Annotated in this window: 24 protein-coding genes; 21 read left to right on the plus strand and 3 right to left on the minus strand. The window is 68.3% G+C overall.

The window, feature by feature from the left end; genetic code table 11:
* Positions 1-20 precede the first annotated feature (20 nt).
* Both KXD98_RS02815 and KXD98_RS02820 read left to right on the plus strand, forming a co-directional pair.
* Positions 21-1,121 (plus strand): SDR family oxidoreductase, encoded by a 1,101-nt coding sequence (locus KXD98_RS02815; RefSeq protein WP_260761777.1) that lies wholly within the window; start codon positions 21-23, stop codon positions 1,119-1,121.
* A 49-nt stretch (positions 1,122-1,170) separates the two neighbouring features.
* Complete coding sequence (locus KXD98_RS02820) at positions 1,171-2,232, plus strand: lysophospholipid acyltransferase family protein (protein WP_260761778.1); 1,062 nt, start codon at positions 1,171-1,173, stop codon at positions 2,230-2,232.
* A gap of 14 nt (positions 2,233-2,246) precedes the next feature.
* Here KXD98_RS02820 and KXD98_RS02825 read toward each other — a convergent pair whose 3' ends face one another.
* Positions 2,247-2,786 carry a MaoC family dehydratase N-terminal domain-containing protein gene (locus KXD98_RS02825; RefSeq protein ID WP_260761779.1) on the minus strand — a complete coding sequence of 180 codons (540 nt, stop codon included), beginning with the start codon at positions 2,784-2,786 and terminating at the stop codon, positions 2,247-2,249.
* Between the two features lie 61 nt (positions 2,787-2,847).
* On the minus strand, positions 2,848-3,753 hold the full coding sequence (locus KXD98_RS02830; RefSeq protein WP_260761780.1) for an HAD family phosphatase: 906 nt from the start codon (positions 3,751-3,753) through the stop codon (positions 2,848-2,850).
* A gap of 81 nt (positions 3,754-3,834) precedes the next feature.
* Here KXD98_RS02830 and KXD98_RS02835 point away from each other — a divergent pair, with 81 nt between their 5' ends.
* From KXD98_RS02835 to KXD98_RS02900, 14 genes are all read left to right on the plus strand, one after another.
* Positions 3,835-4,065, plus strand: a complete 231-nt coding sequence (locus KXD98_RS02835) for a glutaredoxin family protein (protein WP_396883084.1) — start codon at positions 3,835-3,837, stop codon at positions 4,063-4,065.
* 65 nt (positions 4,066-4,130) lie between these two features.
* A complete protein-coding gene (locus KXD98_RS02840; protein ID WP_260761782.1) occupies positions 4,131-5,519 on the plus strand; it encodes a glutamyl-tRNA reductase in 1,389 nt (462 codons plus the stop codon).
* A 25-nt stretch (positions 5,520-5,544) separates the two neighbouring features.
* Positions 5,545-6,483: a hydroxymethylbilane synthase gene (gene hemC / locus KXD98_RS02845; RefSeq protein ID WP_260761783.1), complete on the plus strand. Its 939-nt coding sequence runs from the start codon at positions 5,545-5,547 to the stop codon at positions 6,481-6,483.
* Positions 6,480-8,165, plus strand: coding sequence for a bifunctional uroporphyrinogen-III C-methyltransferase/uroporphyrinogen-III synthase (locus KXD98_RS02850; protein ID WP_260761784.1), 1,686 nt, complete (start codon positions 6,480-6,482; stop codon positions 8,163-8,165). The genes hemC and KXD98_RS02850 overlap by 4 nt, the downstream gene beginning before the upstream one ends.
* Before the next feature lie 13 nt (positions 8,166-8,178).
* Positions 8,179-9,159 (plus strand): porphobilinogen synthase, encoded by a 981-nt coding sequence (hemB, locus tag KXD98_RS02855; protein WP_260761785.1) that lies wholly within the window; start codon positions 8,179-8,181, stop codon positions 9,157-9,159.
* Entirely contained in the window at positions 9,156-9,596 is a 441-nt protein-coding gene (locus KXD98_RS02860; protein ID WP_260761786.1) for a hypothetical protein, read from the plus strand. The genes hemB and KXD98_RS02860 overlap by 4 nt, the downstream gene beginning before the upstream one ends.
* Before the next feature lie 20 nt (positions 9,597-9,616).
* A complete protein-coding gene (locus KXD98_RS02865; RefSeq protein ID WP_260761787.1) occupies positions 9,617-10,075 on the plus strand; it encodes a hypothetical protein in 459 nt (152 codons plus the stop codon).
* Positions 10,072-10,563 carry a DUF3093 domain-containing protein gene (locus KXD98_RS02870; RefSeq protein ID WP_260761788.1) on the plus strand — a complete coding sequence of 164 codons (492 nt, stop codon included), beginning with the start codon at positions 10,072-10,074 and terminating at the stop codon, positions 10,561-10,563. Before KXD98_RS02865 ends, KXD98_RS02870 begins: the two co-directional genes overlap by 4 nt.
* The gene (locus tag KXD98_RS02875) at positions 10,560-10,835 is read left to right on the plus strand and encodes a hypothetical protein (RefSeq protein ID WP_260761789.1); all 276 of its coding nucleotides are present in this window, start codon (positions 10,560-10,562) and stop codon (positions 10,833-10,835) included. The genes KXD98_RS02870 and KXD98_RS02875 overlap by 4 nt, the downstream gene beginning before the upstream one ends.
* A gap of 116 nt (positions 10,836-10,951) precedes the next feature.
* Entirely contained in the window at positions 10,952-11,824 is an 873-nt protein-coding gene (locus KXD98_RS02880; protein WP_260761790.1) for an oxygenase MpaB family protein, read from the plus strand.
* On the plus strand, positions 11,811-12,404 hold the full coding sequence (locus KXD98_RS02885; protein ID WP_260761791.1) for a TetR/AcrR family transcriptional regulator: 594 nt from the start codon (positions 11,811-11,813) through the stop codon (positions 12,402-12,404). The genes KXD98_RS02880 and KXD98_RS02885 overlap by 14 nt, the downstream gene beginning before the upstream one ends.
* Before the next feature lie 37 nt (positions 12,405-12,441).
* Complete coding sequence (locus KXD98_RS02890) at positions 12,442-12,744, plus strand: hypothetical protein (protein WP_260761792.1); 303 nt, start codon at positions 12,442-12,444, stop codon at positions 12,742-12,744.
* Between the two features lie 34 nt (positions 12,745-12,778).
* Complete coding sequence (locus KXD98_RS02895) at positions 12,779-13,264, plus strand: pyridoxamine 5'-phosphate oxidase family protein (protein ID WP_260761793.1); 486 nt, start codon at positions 12,779-12,781, stop codon at positions 13,262-13,264.
* Positions 13,261-14,622, plus strand: coding sequence for a cytochrome P450 (locus KXD98_RS02900; protein WP_260761794.1), 1,362 nt, complete (start codon positions 13,261-13,263; stop codon positions 14,620-14,622). The genes KXD98_RS02895 and KXD98_RS02900 overlap by 4 nt, the downstream gene beginning before the upstream one ends.
* A 5-nt stretch (positions 14,623-14,627) precedes the next feature.
* Here KXD98_RS02900 and KXD98_RS02905 read toward each other — a convergent pair whose 3' ends face one another.
* Positions 14,628-15,248 (minus strand): superoxide dismutase, encoded by a 621-nt coding sequence (locus tag KXD98_RS02905; RefSeq protein WP_260764945.1) that lies wholly within the window; start codon positions 15,246-15,248, stop codon positions 14,628-14,630.
* Between the two features lie 154 nt (positions 15,249-15,402).
* Here KXD98_RS02905 and KXD98_RS02910 point away from each other — a divergent pair, with 154 nt between their 5' ends.
* The 5 genes from KXD98_RS02910 (at position 15,403) to KXD98_RS02930 (ending at position 19,750) form a co-directional block, all read left to right on the plus strand.
* On the plus strand, positions 15,403-15,660 hold the full coding sequence (locus tag KXD98_RS02910; protein ID WP_260761795.1) for a hypothetical protein: 258 nt from the start codon (positions 15,403-15,405) through the stop codon (positions 15,658-15,660).
* A gap of 52 nt (positions 15,661-15,712) precedes the next feature.
* Complete coding sequence (locus KXD98_RS02915; RefSeq protein ID WP_260761796.1) at positions 15,713-16,255, plus strand: hypothetical protein; 543 nt, start codon at positions 15,713-15,715, stop codon at positions 16,253-16,255.
* 153 nt (positions 16,256-16,408) lie between these two features.
* Complete coding sequence (locus tag KXD98_RS02920) at positions 16,409-18,001, plus strand: PepSY domain-containing protein (protein ID WP_260761797.1); 1,593 nt, start codon at positions 16,409-16,411, stop codon at positions 17,999-18,001.
* Positions 18,001-18,531 (plus strand): copper chaperone PCu(A)C, encoded by a 531-nt coding sequence (locus tag KXD98_RS02925; protein WP_396883086.1) that lies wholly within the window; start codon positions 18,001-18,003, stop codon positions 18,529-18,531. Before KXD98_RS02920 ends, KXD98_RS02925 begins: the two co-directional genes overlap by 1 nt.
* Positions 18,532-18,535: 4 nt before the next feature.
* Positions 18,536-19,750, plus strand: a complete 1,215-nt coding sequence (locus KXD98_RS02930; protein WP_260761799.1) for a Dyp-type peroxidase — start codon at positions 18,536-18,538, stop codon at positions 19,748-19,750.
* Positions 19,751-19,805: the final 55 nt, after the last annotated feature.

The raw sequence follows: 19,805 nt of genomic DNA on the forward strand, positions 1-19,805 counted from the left end.
CCGGCCGCTAGGCTGTCGGGATGGATTCTGGAGGCGGCGCCGGCGGCAAGGCTGACCACTCTGGCACCCGCGATGAACTCAACTACCCGAAGGTGGTACTCGTCACCGGTGCCTGCCGTTTCCTCGGCGGGTACCTGACCGCGCGGCTGGCGCAGAACCCGCTGATCAACCACGTGATCGCGGTCGACGCGATCGCGCCGAGCAAGGATCTGCTGCGCCGGATGGGCCGTGCGGAGTTCGTGCGTGCCGACATCCGCAACCCGTTCATCGCGAAAGTCATCCGCACCGGGGACGTCGACACCGTGGTGCACGCCGCCGCGGCGTCCTACTCCCCGCGTTCGGGTGGTCGGGCCACGCTCAAGGAACTCAACGTGATGGGCGCGATCCAGTTGTTCGCGGCCTGTCAGAAGGCGCCTTCGGTGCGCCGGGTCATCCTGAAGTCCACCTCCGAGGTGTATGGGTCCAGCTCACGTGACCCGGTGCTGTTCACCGAGAGCAGCAGCCGCCGACGGCCACCCGGTGAGGGCTTCGCCCGTGACAGCATCGACATCGAGGGATACGCGCGCGGGCTGGGCCGCCGTCGCCCCGACATCGCCGTCACGATCCTGCGGCTGGCCAACATGATCGGTCCGGCCATGGACACCGCGCTGTCGCGCTATCTGGCGGGGCCGGTGGTACCGACGGTGGTCGGTCACGACCCGCGGATGCAGCTGTTGCACGAGCAGGACGCCCTGGGTGCTCTGGAGCGTGCGACGGTGGCCGGTAAGGCCGGCACCTACAACGTCGGCGCCTCGGGAATCATCATGATGAGCCAGGCGATCCGCCGGGCTGGACGCATCCCGTTGCCGCTGCCGAGTCCGGCACTGGTCGCCGTGGATTCGCTGTGGCGGGCCGCCCGACCGTCCGAACTCGACCGCGAGCAGCTCGCCTACCTCAGTTACGGGCGGGTCATGGATACCACCCGGATGCGTCACGAGCTCGGCTACACACCGAAGTGGACGACGGCCGAGGCCTTCGACGACTATGTGCGAGGACGGGCGTTGAAACCCATCGTCGATCCACAGTGGGTACGCTCGGTCGAGGAACGCGCCGTCGCTGCGGCGCAGCGCTGGGGGCGATAGACTCAGTTCCCGGTTCAAGGCCGGGGTATCTGGGGGAGAGGAAACACCGGTGGCGGGCGAGCCGAAAGCGAAAGTCATTCCGCTGCACTCGAATTCGAGTCGTAGCGCCGCTCAGCGACGCAGCGCGACCCAGCGTGCCGACAGTTCGCGCCGACATCCGTCCTCGCTGGCCGATTCCGACAGCCGCGCCACGGCCGAGGAACTCGACGCCGTCATCCGCGAGATCGATCAACATCGTGCCGGCGCCGACGGTGCCGGCACCGAGCCCAACGAGCTCGCCAAGAAGATCGCCGCGGTGGCCGACTTCGTCCGCAAGAGGATGACCGGTGACTACACCGTCGACGAGTTCGGCTTCGACCCCCACCTCAACGAAGCAATCTTCCTTCCTTTGCTGAGAGTGTTCTTCAACTCCTGGTTCCGGGTGGAGGTCAGCGGGATCGAGAACCTGCCGGAGTCCGGCGCGGCGTTGGTGGTGGCCAACCACGCCGGGGTGCTGCCGATGGACGGTCTGATGGCCTCGGTCGCAGTGCGCGACCATCACCCCGCCCATCGCTACCTCCGGCTGCTGGCCGCCGACATGGTGTTCGACATGCCGGCGGTCGGGCAGGCCGCGCGTAAGGCCGGGCACACCATGGCCTGCACCGACGACGCGCACCGGCTGCTCGTGGCCGGCGAGCTGACCGCGGTGTTCCCGGAGGGCTACAAAGGCCTGGGCAAGCGTTTCCAGGACCGCTACAAGCTGCAGCGCTTCGGCCGGGGCGGGTTCGTCTCCGCCGCGCTACGCACCCAGGCGCCGATCGTGCCGTGCTCGATCGTGGGGTCTGAGGAGATCTATCCGATGGTCGCCGACGTCAAGTTGTTGGCGCGGTTGCTCGGACTGCCGTACTTCCCGGTGACGCCGTTGTTCCCGCTGGCAGGACCGCTGGGCCTGGTGCCGCTGCCGTCGAAGTGGTACATCGAGTTCGGTGAGCCGATCCAGACGACCGATTACGACGAGGCCGCCGCTGATGATCCGATGGTCACCTTCGACCTCACCGACCAGGTGCGCGAGACCATCCAACAGACGCTCTACCGGCTGCTGGCCAACCGCCGTAACACCTTTTTCGGCTGACCGGCCAGTGCAGGTCAATCGGCCTGTGCGGTTTGCTTGGCAACCATCTTCCGCAGGGCCTCGTCGCGGGCCGCGGCGATCCGGTCGCTGATCTCGTCGGCCTCGGTGTCGGATTGGGCTTCACCCATCACCGTGACGACGCTCGTCAGTACCGGGGCACCGTGTTCGTCGGTGACCTCGCCACGAACCTCGGTGACCACGGCGCCGTGCGACTCGGTCACCGAGTCGAGGTAGGAGTCGAAGAAGAGTTTGTCGCCGGCCAGTATCGGCCGGTGGAAGGTGATCTTCTGGTCGCGATGCAGCACCCGTTCCATGTTGATGGGCACGTCGAACTGGTTGAAGATCTCCAATTGCACCCGCCGCCCGGCGACGGCCAGGAACGTCAGCGACGCGATCAGGGCGTCGTGTCCGCACTCCTGGGCGGCGGCCTCGTCATAGTGCGCGGGGTGCTCGTCTTTGACGGCACGGGCGAACTCGCGGATCTTCTCGCGGCCGACCTCGAAGTAATCCGGGTACCGGTAATGGGTCCCGATGATGTTCTCGGCGATGCTCATGCTGGCGCGTTCTTCCGTTGCTCGTCAGGTGGCGGCGCGAGCCTATCAGCGGAGCCAGGTCTCACTTTCGGTCGCGGCGCGACACCGCCGCGGCCAGCGCTCCGCCCGCGGCGCCCAGCGCCAGCGCCGAGGGGACCCCGATCCGGGCGGCCTTGCGGGCGGTGCGGAAGTCGCGGATCTCCCAACCGCGCTGGCGGGCCAGGTCGCGTAGGTGGTTGTCCGGGTTGATCGCGACCGCGGTGCCGACCAGCGACAACATCGGCACGTCGTTGAAGCTGTCCGAGTAGGCGGTGCAGCGCCGCAGGTTCAGCCCCTCGCGGATGGCCAGTGAGCGCACCGCGTGGGCCTTGCCGACGCCGTGCAGCAGGTCGCCGACCAGTCGGCCGGTGAACACCCCGTCGACGGACTCGGCCACCGTGCCCAGCGCGCCGGTCAACCCCAGCCGCCGGGCAATCGTCTCTGCCAGCTCATAGGGCGTTGCCGTCACCAGCCAGACCTGCTGGCCCGCGTCGAGGTGCATCTGCGCCAGCGCCCGGGTGCCGGGCCAGATCTTGTCGGCGATGATCTCGTCGTAGATCTCCTCGCCCAACGCGACCAACTCGGCGGTGGATCGGCCCTCGATGAAAGACAGCGCCTTGCGCCGGCCGGCGGCCACGTCGTCGCTGTTCTCCCGGCCGGTGAGCTGGAACTTGGCCTGCGCGACAGCGAACCGGGCGAGGTCGGAGTAGGTGAAGTAGTCCCGCGCGGCCAGCCCGCGGGCGAAGTGCACCAACGACGACCCGTGGACCAAGGTGTTGTCGACGTCGAAGAACGCCGCGGCGGTCAGATCAGGTGGCGGCTGCGGCGGGCCCGCGGCCTGCTCAGGCAGTTCGGTCAGGCCGAGGGCAGCGGCCTCCGCACTGGCCTGACCGGCGAGTTCCTGCGCCCGGTCGGCGAACCCGCCCTCCCTCTCCCCGGTATCGGACACGGCTACAACAGTAGGGCACCCGGGCGCAATACTGGCGGAGTGGATCGCGCGGTGCAGTTGCTCTCCCGGCAGGGTTGCCCGATGTGTACGGCCGCGGCCGGCCGCCTGGCAGAGCTGGCCGACGAGTTGGGTTTCACCCTGACCGTCACCGATGTCGACGAGGCGGCCGCGGCGGGGCAGCCCGCGTTGCGGGCGGAGTTCGGTGACCGGCTACCGGTGGTTCTGCTCGACGGGGCCGAACACTCCTACTGGGAGGTCGACGAGGCCCGACTGCGTGCCGACCTGGGCGGCCGAGGCGGAGCGCTTAGCTGAGCGAATTTGGTGGCCCAGCGGTCAGCGACTACCTTTGAACACGTGGTGAGGGCGGTGATGGAGCCATGAGCGTACTGCTTTTCGGGGTGTCGCACCGCAGTGCGCCGGTGTCGGTGCTGGAACAGCTGAGCACCGACGAGGCCGACCAGGCCAAGATCATCGAAGAGGTCCTGCGTTCGTCGCTGGTCACCGAGGCGATGGTGCTGTCCACATGCAACCGCATCGAGGTCTACGCGGTGGTGGAAGCGTTCCACGGTGGTCTGTCGGTGATCGGCCAGATCCTGGCCGAGCACTCGGGCATGTCGCTGCAGGATCTCACCAAGTACGCCTATGTGCGCTACGCCGAAGCCGCCGTCGAGCACCTGTTCGCCGTGGCCAGCGGGCTGGACTCGGCGGTCATCGGCGAGCAGCAGGTGCTCGGCCAGGTGCGCCGGGCCTATGCCGCCGCCGAGGCCAATCACACGGTGGGACGCACGCTGCACGAGCTGTCCCAGCGGGCTTTGTCGGTGGGCAAGCGGGTGCACACCGAAACCGGCATCGATGCCGCCGGCGCCTCGGTGGTGTCGGTCTCACTCGACATCGCCGAGCGCAAGCTGGGTTCGCTGGCCGGTCGCCGCGCGGTGGTGGTAGGGGCCGGTTCGATGGGCGCGTTGGCAGCCAAACAGCTGGTGCGCGCCGGGGTCGAGCGGATTCACGTAGTCAACCGGACCTTGCCGCGTGCCAAGCGGCTCGCCGAGACCATCGGCGGCCACGGTGTCGCCGCCGAGGCCTTTCCGTTCGATCATCTTCCTCCGCTGCTGACCGACGCCGACATCGTCATCAGTTGCACCGGCGCGGTGCGCCCGGTGGTGTCGCTGGCCGATGTGCACCGCGGCCTCGCGCATGGGACCGACCGTAAGCAGCTGGTGTTCTGCGATCTCGGGATGCCCCGCGACGTGGATCCGGCGGTGGCAGGTCTGCCCGGGGTGTTGGTGGTCGACATGGAGCGCATCCAGCGCGAGCCCTCCGCCCGGGCGGCCGCCTCGGACGCTGATGCCGCCCGCACCATCGTCGCCGCCGAGGTCGCGCTCTACCTGGCGGGTCAGCGGATGGCCGAGGTCACCCCGACGGTCACCGCGCTGCGCCAGCGCGCGGCTGACGTCGTCGAGGCCGAGTTGCTGCGGCTGGACAACAGGCTGCCCGGCCTGGATTCGCTGCATCGCGACGAGGTGGCCAACACCGTGCGCCGGGTGGTCGACAAGCTCCTGCACGCACCCACGGTGCGCGTCAAGCAACTCGCCAGCGCGCCGGGTGGGGACAGCTACGCCGAGGCGTTGCGCGAACTGTTCGAACTCGACCAGCAGGCGGTCGACGCCGTGGCCGCCGGTGAGCTGCCGCTTGACGGTCTGGACATCAATGCCGTCAGTGGTAGTGAAATATCGGTGGTGACAACAGATTTCGACACGTCCGAGTGACTCAACGCCCGTGGCGAGCCATCCCGTGATACGTCTGGGAACCCGCGGCAGCCTGCTGGCCACCACCCAGGCCGGGACCGTGCGCGACGCGCTGGTCGCCGCCGGCCACCCCGCCGAGTTGGTGATCATCTCCACCGAGGGTGACCGCCGTGCCGACGACCCCATCGCCGACATCGGCGTCGGGGTATTCACCGCGGCGCTGCGTGAGGCCATTGCCGACGGGACCGTCGACGCCGCCGTGCACTCGTACAAGGATCTTCCCACCGCGGCCGACCCGCGGTTCACCATCGCCGCTGCGCCGGTGCGTGAAGACGCCCGAGATGCGCTGGTGGCCCGCGATGGGATGGTGCTGGGCGAGTTGCCGGCCGGGTCGACGGTCGGCACCTCCTCCCCGCGGCGGGCGGCGCAGCTTAGAGCACTGGGTCTCGGTTTGGAAATCCGCCCCCTACGAGGCAACCTAGATACCAGGTTGAGCAGGGTAAGCCGCGGCGAACTCGACGCCATCGTGGTGGCCCGTGCGGGTCTGTCCCGTATCGGTCGCCTCGACGTCATCACCGAGACGTTGGAGCCGGTCCAGATGTTGCCGGCACCGGCGCAGGGAGCGTTGGCGATCGAGTGTCGTGCCGGCGACAACGGCCTGGTGAAACTGTTGGCGGAGTTGGACGACGCCGACACCCGGGCCGCGGTCACCGCCGAGCGAGCTCTGCTGGCCGAACTGGAGGCGGGATGTTCCGCACCGGTCGGCGCGATCGCCGAGGTGGTCGAGTCGATCGATGAGGAGGGTCGTGTCTTCGAAGAGCTGTCGCTGCGCGGCTGCGTGGCGACGCTGGACGGATCCGACGTGATCCGCGCGTCCGGTATCGGGAAACCCGATCGGGCCCGGGAGCTGGGTCTCTCGGTGGCCGAGGAGTTGTTCGAGCTGGGTGCACGCGATCTGTTGGACAAAGGCGGGAGAGACACATGAGCTTGCGAGGACGCAAGGGCAAGCCCGGCCGCATCACGTTCGTCGGCTCCGGGCCCGGGGATCCGGGCCTGTTGACCACACGAGCCCGTGCCGTGCTGGCCAACGCCGCCCTGGTTTTCACCGATCCCGACGTGCCCGAGTCGGTGTTGGCGCTGGTCGGCACCGAGCTGCCGCCGCCGTCGGGGCCGCTGCCCGAGGTGGCAGCCGGCGCGGCCAAGGCCAACGGCGGCGATGCCGACAAGAACACCGACGCGCCGGCGGCCGAACCGGTCATCCCCGGTGGTCCCGATGTGCGTCCTGCGCTGGGCGACCCCTCCGAGGTCGCCAAGACGCTGGCCACCGAGGCCCGCACCGGCGTCGATGTCGTACGCCTGGTGGCGGGTGACCCGCTGTCGGTGGACTCGGTGATCACCGAGGTCAATGCGGTGGCCCGGACCCAGCTGAGCTTCGAGATCGTGCCGGGCCTGCCCGACACCACGGCGGTGCCCACCTATGCCGGCCTGCCGCTGGGGTCGTCACACACCGTGGCCGACGTGCGTGACCCCGACGTGGACTGGGCGGCGCTGGCCGCCGCACCGGGCCCGCTGATCCTGCACGCCACCGCATCGCATCTGCCCGAAGCCGCGCGCACGTTGATCGATTTCGGCCTGGCCGAATCGACGCCGGCGGTGGTCACCGGAAACGGCACCACCTGCCAGCAGCGTTCGGTGGAGACCACGCTGGCCGGTCTGCTCGACAAGGCCGTCCTGGACAAGCCGGCACTGGCCGAGCCCGTCGGACCGCTGACCGGGACCCTGGTGGTGACCATCGGGCGCACCGTCGCCCACCGCGCGAAGCTCAACTGGTGGGAGAGCCGCGCGCTGTACGGCTGGACCGTGCTGGTGCCGCGCACCAAGGACCAGGCCGGCGAGATGAGCGACCGATTGGTCACCCACGGGGCACTGCCCATCGAGGTGCCGACGATTGCCGTCGAACCGCCGCGCAGCCCGGCTCAGATGGAGCGCGCCGTCAAGGGTCTGGTCGACGGCCGGTTCCAGTGGGTGGTGTTCACCTCGACCAACGCGGTGCGCGCGGTGTGGGAGAAATTCAACGAGTTCGGTCTGGACGCCCGCGCGTTCTCCGGGGTCAAGATCGCCTGCGTCGGGCAGGCCACCGCCGACCGGGTCCGTGCCTTCGGCATCAACCCCGAGCTGGTGCCCAGTGGTGAGCAGTCCTCGCTCGGTTTGTTGGATGACTTCCCGCCCTACGACGACGTGTTCGACCCGGTGAACCGGGTGCTGCTGCCACGCGCCGACATCGCCACCGAGACGCTGGCCGAGGGTCTGCGCGAACGCGGCTGGGAGATCGAGGATGTCACCGCCTACCGCACGGTGCGTGCGGCCCCGCCGCCGGCGCACACCCGCGAGATGATCAAGACGGGCGGATTCGACGCGGTGTGCTTCACGTCGAGCTCCACCGTGCGCAATCTGGTCGGTATCGCCGGGAAGCCGCACGCCCGCACCATCGTTGCGTGCATCGGGCCCAAGACCGCCGAGACCGCAGCGGAGTTCGGGTTGCGGGTCGACGTGCAGCCCGAGGTGGCCGCGGTCGGCCCGCTGGTGGAGGCGCTCGCCGAGCACGCTGCCCGGCTCCGCGCCGAGGGTGCCCTGCCGCCGCCGCGCAAAAAGAGCCGTCGCCGCTAGCCGGGGGCCGCCGATGAGCTTCCCGAGCCACCGCCCCAGGAGGCTGCGGACCACTGCAGCCATGCGTCGCCTGGTCGGCGAGACCACGCTGATGCCACGCCATCTCGTGCTGCCGATGTTCGTCGCCGACGGTCTGGACGAACCGCGGGAGATCGCGTCGATGCCCGGGGTGGTGCAGCACACCCGTGACTCTCTGCGCCGTGCCGCCGCTGAAGCCGTGCAACTCGGCGTGGGCGGGCTGATGCTGTTCGGGGTTCCGCGCGGCGCCGACAAGGACGCCCACGGATCGGCAGGGATCGACCCCGACGGGATCCTCAATGTGGCGTTGCGCGATCTGGCGGCCGACCTCGGCGATGCCACGGTGGTGATGGCCGATACCTGCCTGGACGAGTTCACCGATCACGGACACTGCGGCGTGATCGATGAGTCGGGCAGAGTGGACAATGACGCGACTAATCGGCGCTATGTCGAACTGGCGGTGGCGCAAGCAGATTCGGGTGCCCACGTGGTCAGCCCGAGCGGGATGATGGACGGTCAGGTGGCCGCGATCCGGGATGGGCTGGACAGCGCCGGATTCACCGACACCGCGATCCTGGCTTACGCGGCCAAGTTCGCCTCCGGTTTCTACGGTCCGTTCCGGGAGGCCGTGGCCTCCAGCTTGGAGGGCGATCGCCGGACATACCAGCAGGATCCGGGCAATACCAGGGAGTCGATCCGGGAGATCGAACTCGACCTGGCCGAGGGCGCGGACTTCATCATGGTCAAACCCGCGATGGCGTTTCTGGACGTAGTGGCCGCCGCGGCCGACATCTCGACGGTTCCGGTGGCGGCATACCAGGTCTCGGGCGAGTACTCGATGATCTGCGCCGCGGCCGAGAAGGGCTGGCTCGACCTGCACACCGTGGTGCTTGAGTCGCTGACCTCGATCCGGCGCGCGGGTGCCGACTTCGTGCTGACCTATTGGGCCGCCGATGCGGCACGTTGGCTGTCGTGACCGAACCGCCGGCCGCCCCGGGCGGCCCTGACGGGTCACCCCCGGTCCGCCCGCCCGATGTCGACACGGCGTGCTTGTTGTGGCTGGTGGCTCTGCCGCTGATGGTGGCCGGGTACCTGGTTGACCTGTTCACCGTCCAGAACGGGCAAAGCGGCCTGTTCCTGGCCATCAACGGTGTGTTCGTTGCGGTGCTCGCCGCGGTCGTGGCGACCTTCGTGTACTTGATGCGGCAGGGCTACCGCTGGGCGCGCACCTGCCTGACCGGCGGTGCGATCGCCGCGGTGGTCTACTCGGTGAGCAACCTTTTCGGTGTCGAACGGTTGAACCCCGCGGCGGCGCTCGGCTATGCCGCACCGGTGATCATCGGTTCGGTGCTGATCGTCGGCGGCATGTATCTGCTGCACCGCAAGGAAGCCCATGAATTCTTCGCCCGGTGATTGGTTACGCTGACCCGACCATGACCGCGTCATCCTCGTCGCCGTCCTCCGCTGGGCGCCCCCGCGTCGTCGACGTGGCGTTCTGGATCTGCATCGCCGGCGCGGTGGTGCTGATCGTGGGCGGGCTGATGGCCGCCAGTGCCACGTTCGACGCCGCCCGCTCGGCGATCCCCGACGACGTCGGCGACGACCAGGTGCGCACTTATCTGACGATCTACCGGACCACCGGAATCGGGGCGGTACTGCTGGGTGGCGCGTCGGCGTACCTGGCCGGGCAGGCCCGCCGCGGTGACGCCCGCTTCCGTCGTGCGCTGGTGGGTCTGACGTGGGCCACCGTCGTGGTGGTCGTGCTGCTGGCCATCGGCATCGGGGTCGCCCAGCCGCTGATCCTGTTGGCGCAGCTACCACTGCTGATCGGTGCGCTGCTGTTCGTCCGGCCGGCCGCGAGCCGGTGGTTTCACCCCGAGGATCGGCGATGACCGAAGCCACCGACACCACCGAGGTGTTGTTCTACGAGCAGGGTGCGAGCTGGCTGTGGGTGCTGGCCGGCCCCGGCGCAGGCGTGGCCATGGCGATGATCCAGATGTCGGCCGGCTACGGCATCCAGTGGATGGTGCCCGGCCTGTTCTTCATCCTGGTGACCCTTTTCCTGAGCATCCAGGTCAAGGCGGCCCGCATCCACACCTCGGTCGAACTCACGCCCGAGAAGTTGCGCCAGGGCACCGAGGTCCTGTTGGTCGACGAGATCGTCCGGGTCTACCCCGAGGCCAGCGGCGCCGAGACACCGAAGTGGCAGTACGCCCGGGCGCTCGGCGAGCTCACCGGCGTGCCACGGGGCCGCACCGGCATCGGGCTGCGGCTGACCAACGACAGGACCGCCCAGGCGTGGGCCCGCAAGCATCACCAGCTGCGGGCGGCGCTGACCAACCTGCTCGACGAACGCATCCCCCCGGAGCCCGCGCCGTGACACGACGCGCTGTCGTCGAGTTACTGGTGGCGGTGGTCGTTGCCGCCGGGGCTGTGCTGAGCTGGCTCGCGGCCTCGTCTGCGGTCGTCGTCGCGCCGATCCTGGAGGGGGAGCCGGCCACGGTGTCGCAGGTGTACTCCGCGCCGCTGCTGACGCTGTCGCTGCTACTGGCCACCGTCGCCGGGGTTGCGGCGGTGCTCGGCCTGACCCGGGTAGCCCGCCAGCGCCTCACGCCGGACCGCCCCGCCTCGGCATTGAGTTCCGGGTCGTGATTCGGCCCTGCCGCACAGCCGTCATTGCTCACAGGGCGCGAACCGCCCGCTGAGCGTGGTGTTACTCTCACCACAACGGCTTGGTACAAAGTGCAGAATTTGTAACACTGTTGCTCATGACGGAGTTGGCGCAGAACACCGAACACCTCGACGACGCGCTGCCCCTGGGACCGCAATCGCTGGTCTGGCGATACTTCGGCGACAACCGGATGTATCTGATCGGCCCGCGGCCGGCCGTGCTGCAGAACATGCTCGCCGAGCTCGGACAGGGCGTCTACGACCACTCCACGTTCTTCGCCGACACCGCCGAACGCCTCAAGCGGACCATTCCGCCGATCTTCAACACGGTGTACGGCTCCGACGACAACAACGCCGGCACCCAGGTCCGCGACTTCCACGTCTCGATCAAGGGCGACATGCCCGGCCCCGATGGACAATCGGCCGGCCGCTACCACGCGCTGGACCCTGACACCTACTTCTGGGCGCACGCCACCTTCGTCGAGCAGATCTATTACTTCGCCGACACTTTCGTGAAGCGTCTGAGCCCCGCGGAGAGGGAGCAGATCTGGCTGGAGTCCAAGACCTGGTACCGCCGCTACGGCGTCAGTGATCGTCCGATGCCGGCCACCTACGCCGAGTTCGAGCAGTACTGGGACCGGATGATGAACGACGTCGTCGTCGCGCACCCGACCGCCAGGTACGGCGTCGGTTACGTCACCAAGGGCTTCCCGAAACCGAAGGCCGTGCACCCGCTGGTGTGGCGGCTGGTCGCGCCGGTGTTCAACCCGCTGGCGGCGTTCCTGACCACCGGGGGATTGCCACCGCGGGCGCGCACCCTGCTGGGGTTGCCCTGGACCGACCGTCAGGAGCGGCGCTACCAGCGCTTCGCGGCGCTCTGGCGGTCGCGTCCGGTGAACTGGCTGTGGGACCGGTTGCCGATGAAAGTGCGCTTCAACGGGTATGCCGTGCGGGCTTATGGGCGGGGCTGACCGGGCCGCGACCGAGATCCTCGACGCGGCGATCATCGAGTTCGAACGGCACGGCTTCCGCCGGGTGGCGCTGGAGGACGTCGCGCGTCGCGCCGGGGTGAGCCGGACCACCATCTATCGCCGATTTGCCAACAAGGACGAGCTCGTCGGCGCGGTGATCGAGCGGGAGAACGTCCGCCTGTTCGCCGACATCGCCGCCGAACTGAAGCAGGCGGAGCCGCAGTCCAACGTCTACGTCGAGGCGTTCACCTTGTCGATCATGAAGTTTCGGCGCCACCGGGTGCTCAACCAGATGTTCACCGACGAGCCCGGTCTGGTGCTCGAACTGGCAAGCCGCTACCACCGCGCCGCCATCGATCGGATGGCCGAGGCGCTGCGGGTGATCTTCCCGCCGGGATTCGCCGAGCGCATCGGCGCCGATGCCGTCGACGAACTCGCCGACTGCGTCCTGCGTTACGCCGCGATGGTGTTGCTGCTGCCCAGCGCGCAGCCGATGGACAGCGCCGAGGATGTCCGCGCCTTCGCGCGCCAGCACTTCCTGCCCAGCCTTCCGGTGGTGCTGCGCACTGTGCCGGCGTGAAGTTTCGCAGATCACACTTGTGGTCATCCCGAATCGCATGGATGACAACACAGCCTCAGACCAGCAAACCACCGAGACGTCCGACAGCGACGACCAGACCCGGCTCACCGAGAAACCAGAGGTCACCGAGGAGCACCGGGAAAAGGCCAGGGAGATGGCCAAGGCCTACGACAACGACCTGCAGACCACCACGCTGCCCGGCAGCGGTGGCACGGTCACCGGAACGTCGGTCACCGACTGGGTGGACGACGAGCACAAAGGCAAGATCGAGACCAGTGCCGAGGAAGGCAACGTCGTGTACCGCAACACCGAGGAGTTCCGCAAGAAGCTCGAAGAGTGACTGCTCTCGCGGTGCTTGCCTAGGCTGGACACTCGTGACACCGCTGGCGCAGATCGCTCCCGCCTTCGTGGCCATGGCCCATTCGATCGTGTGGGCGTCGGTGGCCACCGTCGACGCCGACAGCAAGCCCCGCTCGCGCGTGCTGCATCCGATCTGGGAGTGGGACGGCACCGACCTGTTCGGTTGGATCGCCACCGTCCCGTCGCCCGTCAAGCGCGCCCACCTGGCCGTCCACCCGGACGTGTCGGTGAACTACTGGACCCCTAGCCATGACACCTGCTCGGCCGAGTGCCTGGTCGAGTGGTACCGCGACGACGACACCTGCGCGGCGGTGTGGCAGAAGTTCGCCACCGCGCCCGAGCCCGTGGGCTACGACCCGTTCGTCATCCCGATGTGGGCCGACGGTCCGACGTCGGAGGCCTTTGCGGTGTTGCGGCTGGCCCCGTACCGGCTGCGGGTGATGCCGGGCACGGTGCTGACGCAGGGCGCCGGTGAAGTGCTCACCTGGAGCGCGTCGTGACGGCCACCGAGTTGCCACCTGTGGCGGCACTGCCGCTGGCGCCCCGCAACCCGCTTCCGTTGTGGCGGCTGGCCAAGCTGGTCCGCACGCTGGACACCGGACAGGAAGTCATCCGTGACGCGGGTGGCCCTATCACCCGCATCCAGCTCGGGCCGAAAACGCTGGTCCCGCCCATCGTTGCGGTGATGTCGCCGGCCGGGATGCGTGACGTACTGGGCCGCAGCGATGCTGCCTCCGAGCGGTGCATCATCCACGAAGAGGTGCAGCACGCGGCCGGGGACAGCCTGTTCGTGCTGCCCAACGAGCAGTGGCGACCGCGCAAACGCGCACTGGCCCCGGTGTTCACCAAGCAGAGTGTGCGGGCCTTTGGTGGTCACATGTCCAGGGCTGCGCAGGATTTCGTCGATCGGCACCCCGCAGGGGGTGAGGTCGACCTGGACGTGGAGTGTCGGCGCGTCGCGATGGCTTCGCTGGGCCGCTCGGTGCTCGGCGTCGACCTCAACGAGCGCGCCGACACCATCGCGCGCTGTATGCATGTGGCATCGTCCTACACTGCCGATCGGGCTCTGCGGCCGGTACGGGCCCCCCGGTGGCTGCCGACGCCGGCGCGTGGCCGGACCCGCGCAGCGGTGGCGGCCATGCGCGGGATCACCGACGAGATGGTGCGCGCCTGCCGGGCCGACCCCACCCGCGATGCTCCGCTGGTGCACGCGTTGATCGCGGCGACCGACCCACAGACCGGTCAACCGTTGTCCGACGCCGAGATCTCCAACGACCTGTTGATCTTCATGCTGGCCGGTCACGACACCACCGCGACCGCGCTGACCTACTCGCTGTGGGTGCTCGGGCATCATCGCGAGGTGCAGGACCGCGTCGCAGCGGAGGTGGCCGCGATCGGGGACCGGGAACTGACGCCCGACGATGTACCCCGGCTTGGCTACACCGTGCAGGTGCTGCACGAGGCGCTGCGGCTGTGTCCGCCGGCTGCCGGGGTGGCGCGGTTGGCGACCCGCGACATCGCCGTCGACGGCTACCGGGTAGAGGCGGGCAGCCTGATCGCGTTGGGATTGTATGCGCTGCACCATGATCCGCAGCTGTGGCCGGATCCGATGGTGTTCGACCCGGACCGGTTCAGCCCGGAGAACGTCAAGAACCGGGACCGCTGGCAGTTCCTGCCGTTCCTGGGCGGTGGACGACCGTGCATCGGTGAGCACTTCGCGCGGTTGGAGACGACGCTGGCGCTGGCCACCATCGTGCGGGCGCGGGTGATCGAGTCGGTCGACGACGTCTTCGACTGCGAAGTGCCGTTCACCACCGTGGCCAAAGGGCCGATCAGGGCGCAGCTGCGTCCGCGGTAGCAACGTCAGAAGATCAGGCCCTGGGCCTTGCTGGTCGCAGCGGCGAACCGATTCTGCACGTCTTCCCAGTTGACCACGTTCCAGAACGCCTTGACGTAGTCGGCTTTGACGTTCTTGTACTGCAGGTAGTACGCGTGCTCCCACATGTCGACCTGCAGCAGCGGGATGATGCCCAGCGGCACGTTGGCCTGCTGGTCGTAGAGCTGGAACGTCAGCAGCCGCTGACCGAGAGTGTCGTATCCCAGGACCGCCCAGCCCGAGCCCTGCAGTCCGTTGGCCGCCGCGGTGAACTGCGCCCGGAACTTGTCGAAGGACCCGAACTGGTCGTCGATGGCCGCGGCAAGTTCCCCGGTGGGCTTGTCGCCGCCGTTGGGCGAGAGGTTCTTCCACCAGATGGTGTGGTTGACGTGTCCGCCGAGATGGAATGCCAGGTTCTTCTCGTTGAGGAAGATCGTCGCGTGATCACCGTCGGCCCGTGCCTCTTCGAGCTTGGAGATCGCGTCGTTGAGGCCCTTGACGTAGGTGGCGTGGTGCTTGCTGTGGTGAATCTCGTTGATCTGTCCGGAAATATGGGGTTCCAGCGCGCCGTAGTCGTAATCCAGATCCGGCAGCGTGTACTCGGCCATGTCAGTCCTCTCGTCCTCGATATCGCGACCAGCGTAGGGGTGCTCGGCCACACCTGTCCACCTGCACATGTGTTCAGTCGCTAGGATATGGCGTGACCGGTCGGACCTTCGGCAGCGCCGTCGGAACACAGCAAACGGAAGTGGTTGACCGCCAATGGCTGACGACGAGAAGACCCGCTGGGCCATCGACGTCATGACCGCCTGGATCGACGACCACGCTGACGACCTGCTGCACGCCAGGCTCGACGAGTATCTGGCCGAGCCTGATGGTGCGGCCTCGCTGACGACCGGACTGGTGAATCTGTCCGGCCTGCTGTTGATGGGCATGGAGGCGACTCTCGGCAAAAGTGCGCAGGAGATTCTGCAAACCATCGCGATGACGCTGACCCACCGGGACCCACCGTCGGCTTGACGGAAACCACCTCTACTAGGCGATGTAGTAGCGCAGCGGTAGGGTCCGTGACGTGGGCACACCGAAATCACGCGCGCGCGGGTTGCGCGGCGCGCTGGTGGGTGTGTGCTCGACGGTGATCACCTGCGGTGCGCATGCGGCCGCCGGCGGACACGTCCCGTCCGGCTCGGCGCTGATCCTGGTGGGCCTGGTGTGCGCGGTCGTGGGCGCTGTGCTGGCCGGGACGGCTCTGGAGGGCCGCCATCTGCGGTTGATCGCCGTCATCGGTGGGCTGATCGCTGCACAGATACTGGGCCACATCACCTTGGCGCTGGCCGCCGGCCACCATCACGGGGGGCTCGGCCTGTCGTGGTCGATGGCAGCCGCTCACGTCGCCGGCGCGCTGCTGTTGGGCGCGGCGATCACGACGGTCGAATACCTTTACGTTGTCTGCGTTTCGGTGCTGAGCTGGTTGCGGCTGTTCGCCGTGGCCAGGCACCGACCGCCCTGCCGCCCACGTCCGACTGAGCCGCGGCAGTCTTTTGCGCAGTCGGTGCTGCGTGCCTCCGGTTTGGGCATGCGCGCCCCGCCGTGGGCCGCCCGGCTGGCCGCTTAGCGGCCTGAACGTCGTTTCCTTACACCGCGCGAAGGCTCGCGCGGGTGTCGCGCGCTGAACCGTCGAGTGCGGCCGACCTTCGTCGTGTCCCCTCCGCCGGATCGCGCTTTCTGCTTCTCCGCTCCATCGAAAGTACCGAAAGCACCCGCCACCATGGCAACATCTGAATTGACCCGTGTCCCTACCAACCGCAGGGGTAATGCCGCCCTGCTCCGCCGCATATGGCGAATCCATTTCTGGGTGGCGCTTTTCACCGCCCCCGCCCTGATCGCCCTGGCCTGTTCGGGCCTGATCATCTTGTACAGCCAACCCCTTGATGACTGGCTGAACCGCTCACTTTTCGTGGTGGATCAGCACAGCCAGAGCGTCTCGCTCGACCAGCAGGTCGCAACGGCCCAACTGCACGTCGCCGCCGACTACACCCTCGACGCCGTGACACCCCCGGCCGGTCCGGGACGTTCCACCCGCGTCGATTTCCTGCCGCCGGACGCGTTGTCGTACCCGGCCGCGGAAGGCAACGTCACCCAAGTCTTCGTCGACCCCTATACCGGTCAATATCTGGGGCAGCGCAGCGAACTGTCCGGTCTGGTCGGCTGGGCGAACCAGGTCCACCGGATGTTCGGCAATGACGCGCCCCAGCTGCAGTTGCCGTCGCTGGGACATCTGATCAACCCGTCGACCTATCCGGACGCGACGATCCCGGTGGGCATCGGCAACCTGTGGCTCGAACTGACCGCGGTCTGGATCTTGGTGTTGCTGGCCAGCGGCATCTACCTGTGGTGGCCGCGGGCGATCGAGGCGACCAAACCGCTGCTGAAGGTGCGATGGCGGCGCGGCGGACGTGTCCGGTGGCGTGACGTGCACGCGCTCACCGGGGTGCTCGTCGCGCTGATCCTGATCGGGTACGTGCTCTCGGGCATGACATGGTCACGGTACTGGGGTGAGAACTGGCGGGCGTTCTCCGCGGCGGTCACACCGTCGACGCAGATCGACGCCCCGTCGACCCCGGCGACGATGGGTGACCACGACCGGCTGGGCCGCCGCATCGCCTGGGCTGCCGTCACCGACCCGGTCTATGCCTCCTCCGCGGACGGCGCTGTCGCGCAGCCACTCTCGTATGCCGATATCGACCGGATCGCCAAGGGCGAGCACATGGTGCCCGGCTACTCGATCATCCCGCCGTCGAACTCGATCGCCGACGAGGCCCCGGTGTACGGCAGCTACACCGTGGTCAACGCATGGCCACAGAAGATCTCCGAACAGCGCACCCTGTACCTGAACCAGTTCACCGGCCGGACCATCACCAACGCCACCGCGGAGCAGAACGGGGCGCTGTCCCGGCTGACCAGTTTCGGCATCGCCGTGCACATGGGCACCCAGTACGGCGTCCTCACCCGCATCATGGCCACCATCGCCTGCCTGGCAGTGCTTCTCAGCGTCCTGACCGGAGTGCTGATGTGGTGGAAACGCCGGCCCGCCGGCCGGACCGGGTTGCCCGCACCGACGAGCGCGGCAGCGCGGGCCAGGACACCGCGCAGCGCGATGGTGGTGCTCTGCGCGGCTGCCGTCGCACTGGGAGTGCTCTTTCCGGTGTTCGGCGTCTCGCTGCTGGTGGTGTTGGTTTTGGAGGCTGCACTGGCCCGCCGACGCCGGACACGTGAAGTGCACAACGAATCCGATTCCCCGGCCGTCGACGAGTCCGGTTCGCTCGTCGATGCCGAAATTGCTGCAGGAGATGAAAAATGATGAAAAACAACATGTTTGGCAAAGCCGTCGGCGGTCTGTTGGTCACCGGGGTCCTGCTGGGCGCGGCGTGCGGATCAGCTGACGAATCGCCGGCGCCGATGGCCGAGGGCGTGACGATCAGCGACCAGTGGGCCTCGGCAGCGGACTCCGGGATGACCGCGGTGTTCGGCAGCGTCGCCAACACCGGTCCCGGCGACGCCCGCATCGTCGGGGGCAGTTCACCCCAGGCCGGTCACGTCGAGGTGCACGAAGTGGTGCCCGATGCGACCGGAACGATGATCATGCGACAGATCGACGGCGGGCTGACCGTGCCTGCCGGTGGGACGCGGGAGCTGATCCCCGGCGGGGACCATCTGATGTTGATGGACCTCACGCAGCCCCTGCTCCCGGGCGCCGATGTCGAGGTGACGGTGGAGTTCGAGGACGGGTCGACACTGCCGGTGATCGCTCAGGTTCGCGACTTCGCCGGAGGTCACGAGGAGTACAGCCCTGGCGCCGGTGCTGAGGGGGCGCCGCATCACCATGGCTGATCGGATGGCTGATCGGCGCTTCTCGGCGGGGGTCAGCCGGCGGCACTTCTTCACCGGAAGTGCCGCCACGCTGGCCGCCGCCGGGGTGGCAGGATGCGCGCCGGCCAACTCGGCGGTCAGCGCCGACGGCTTCGGCAGTTCGGTCGAGGCTTTCCATGGGCCCCATCAAGCGGGTGTCGCGACGGCCCCGCAGGCCCATGCCCAGTTCATCGCGCTGGACCTGGTCCCACAGCCGGACCGCACCGCTCGCGACACCCTCGGGGCGATCCTGCGGCTGTGGACCGCCGATGCGCAGCGGCTGACCCAAGGCCGGCCGGCGCTGGCCGACACCGAACCCGAACTGGCCGAGCGTCCGGCTCGGCTGACGGTCACGGTGGGGTTGGGCTCGACGGTCTTCGACCGGGCCGGGCTGGGCCACCGCAAGCCGGCCTCGGCCGCCGAACTGCCGGCATTTCGCACCGACGCGTTGGATCCGCGGTGGTGCGGTGGTGACCTGCTGCTGCAGTTGTGTGCCGACGATCCGGTCGCCATCGCGCATGCCGGTCGGGTGATGACCAAGAACGTTCGCTCGATGACGCGGCAGCGCTGGCGGCAGCGCGGCTTCCGCAACGCCCACGGGGCCGGCCCGGCCGGCGCCAGCATGCGCAACCTGATGGGCCAGGTCGACGGCACGGTCAACCTGCGCAGTGCCGACGAGTTCGATCGGCTGGTCTGGGACGACGGCGCCGACCAGCAGTGGTTCGCCGGGGGGACGGTGCTGGTGCTGAGGCGCATCCACGCGATCATGGACACCTGGGACGAACTCAGCCGAGACGCCAAGGAGCTGGTCGTCGGCCGGCGGCTGGCCAACGGTGCCCCGCTGACCGGGGACAACGAGACCGACGAGCCGGACTTCGAGGCCAAGGTCGGGGGTATACCGGTCATCGCGCCCAACTCCCACATCGCGCTGGCGCGTCACCGCCACGACGGCGAACGTTTTCTGCGTCGGCCGTACAACTACGACGACCCGCCGGCGCCGGGGCAGACCACCGACAGCGGACTGCTCTTCGCGACCTATCAGAAGAACCCCGCCACCCAGTTCGTCCCGGTACAGGAACGGCTGGCCGCCGCGGACGGGCTCAACCCGTGGATCACCACGATCGGTTCGGCGACGTTTGCCATCCTGCCCGGTGTCGAACCGGGCCAGACCCTGGGAGAGGCGCTGCTGGCCGGCCCGTGAGCGCTACCACTACACCCTGTAGTTGACGCTTTGGCCCCGGCTGGGACACTGGTCG

The organism is Mycobacterium sp. SMC-4, assembly GCF_025263265.1.
GTDB lineage: Bacteria > Actinomycetota > Actinomycetes > Mycobacteriales > Mycobacteriaceae > Mycobacterium.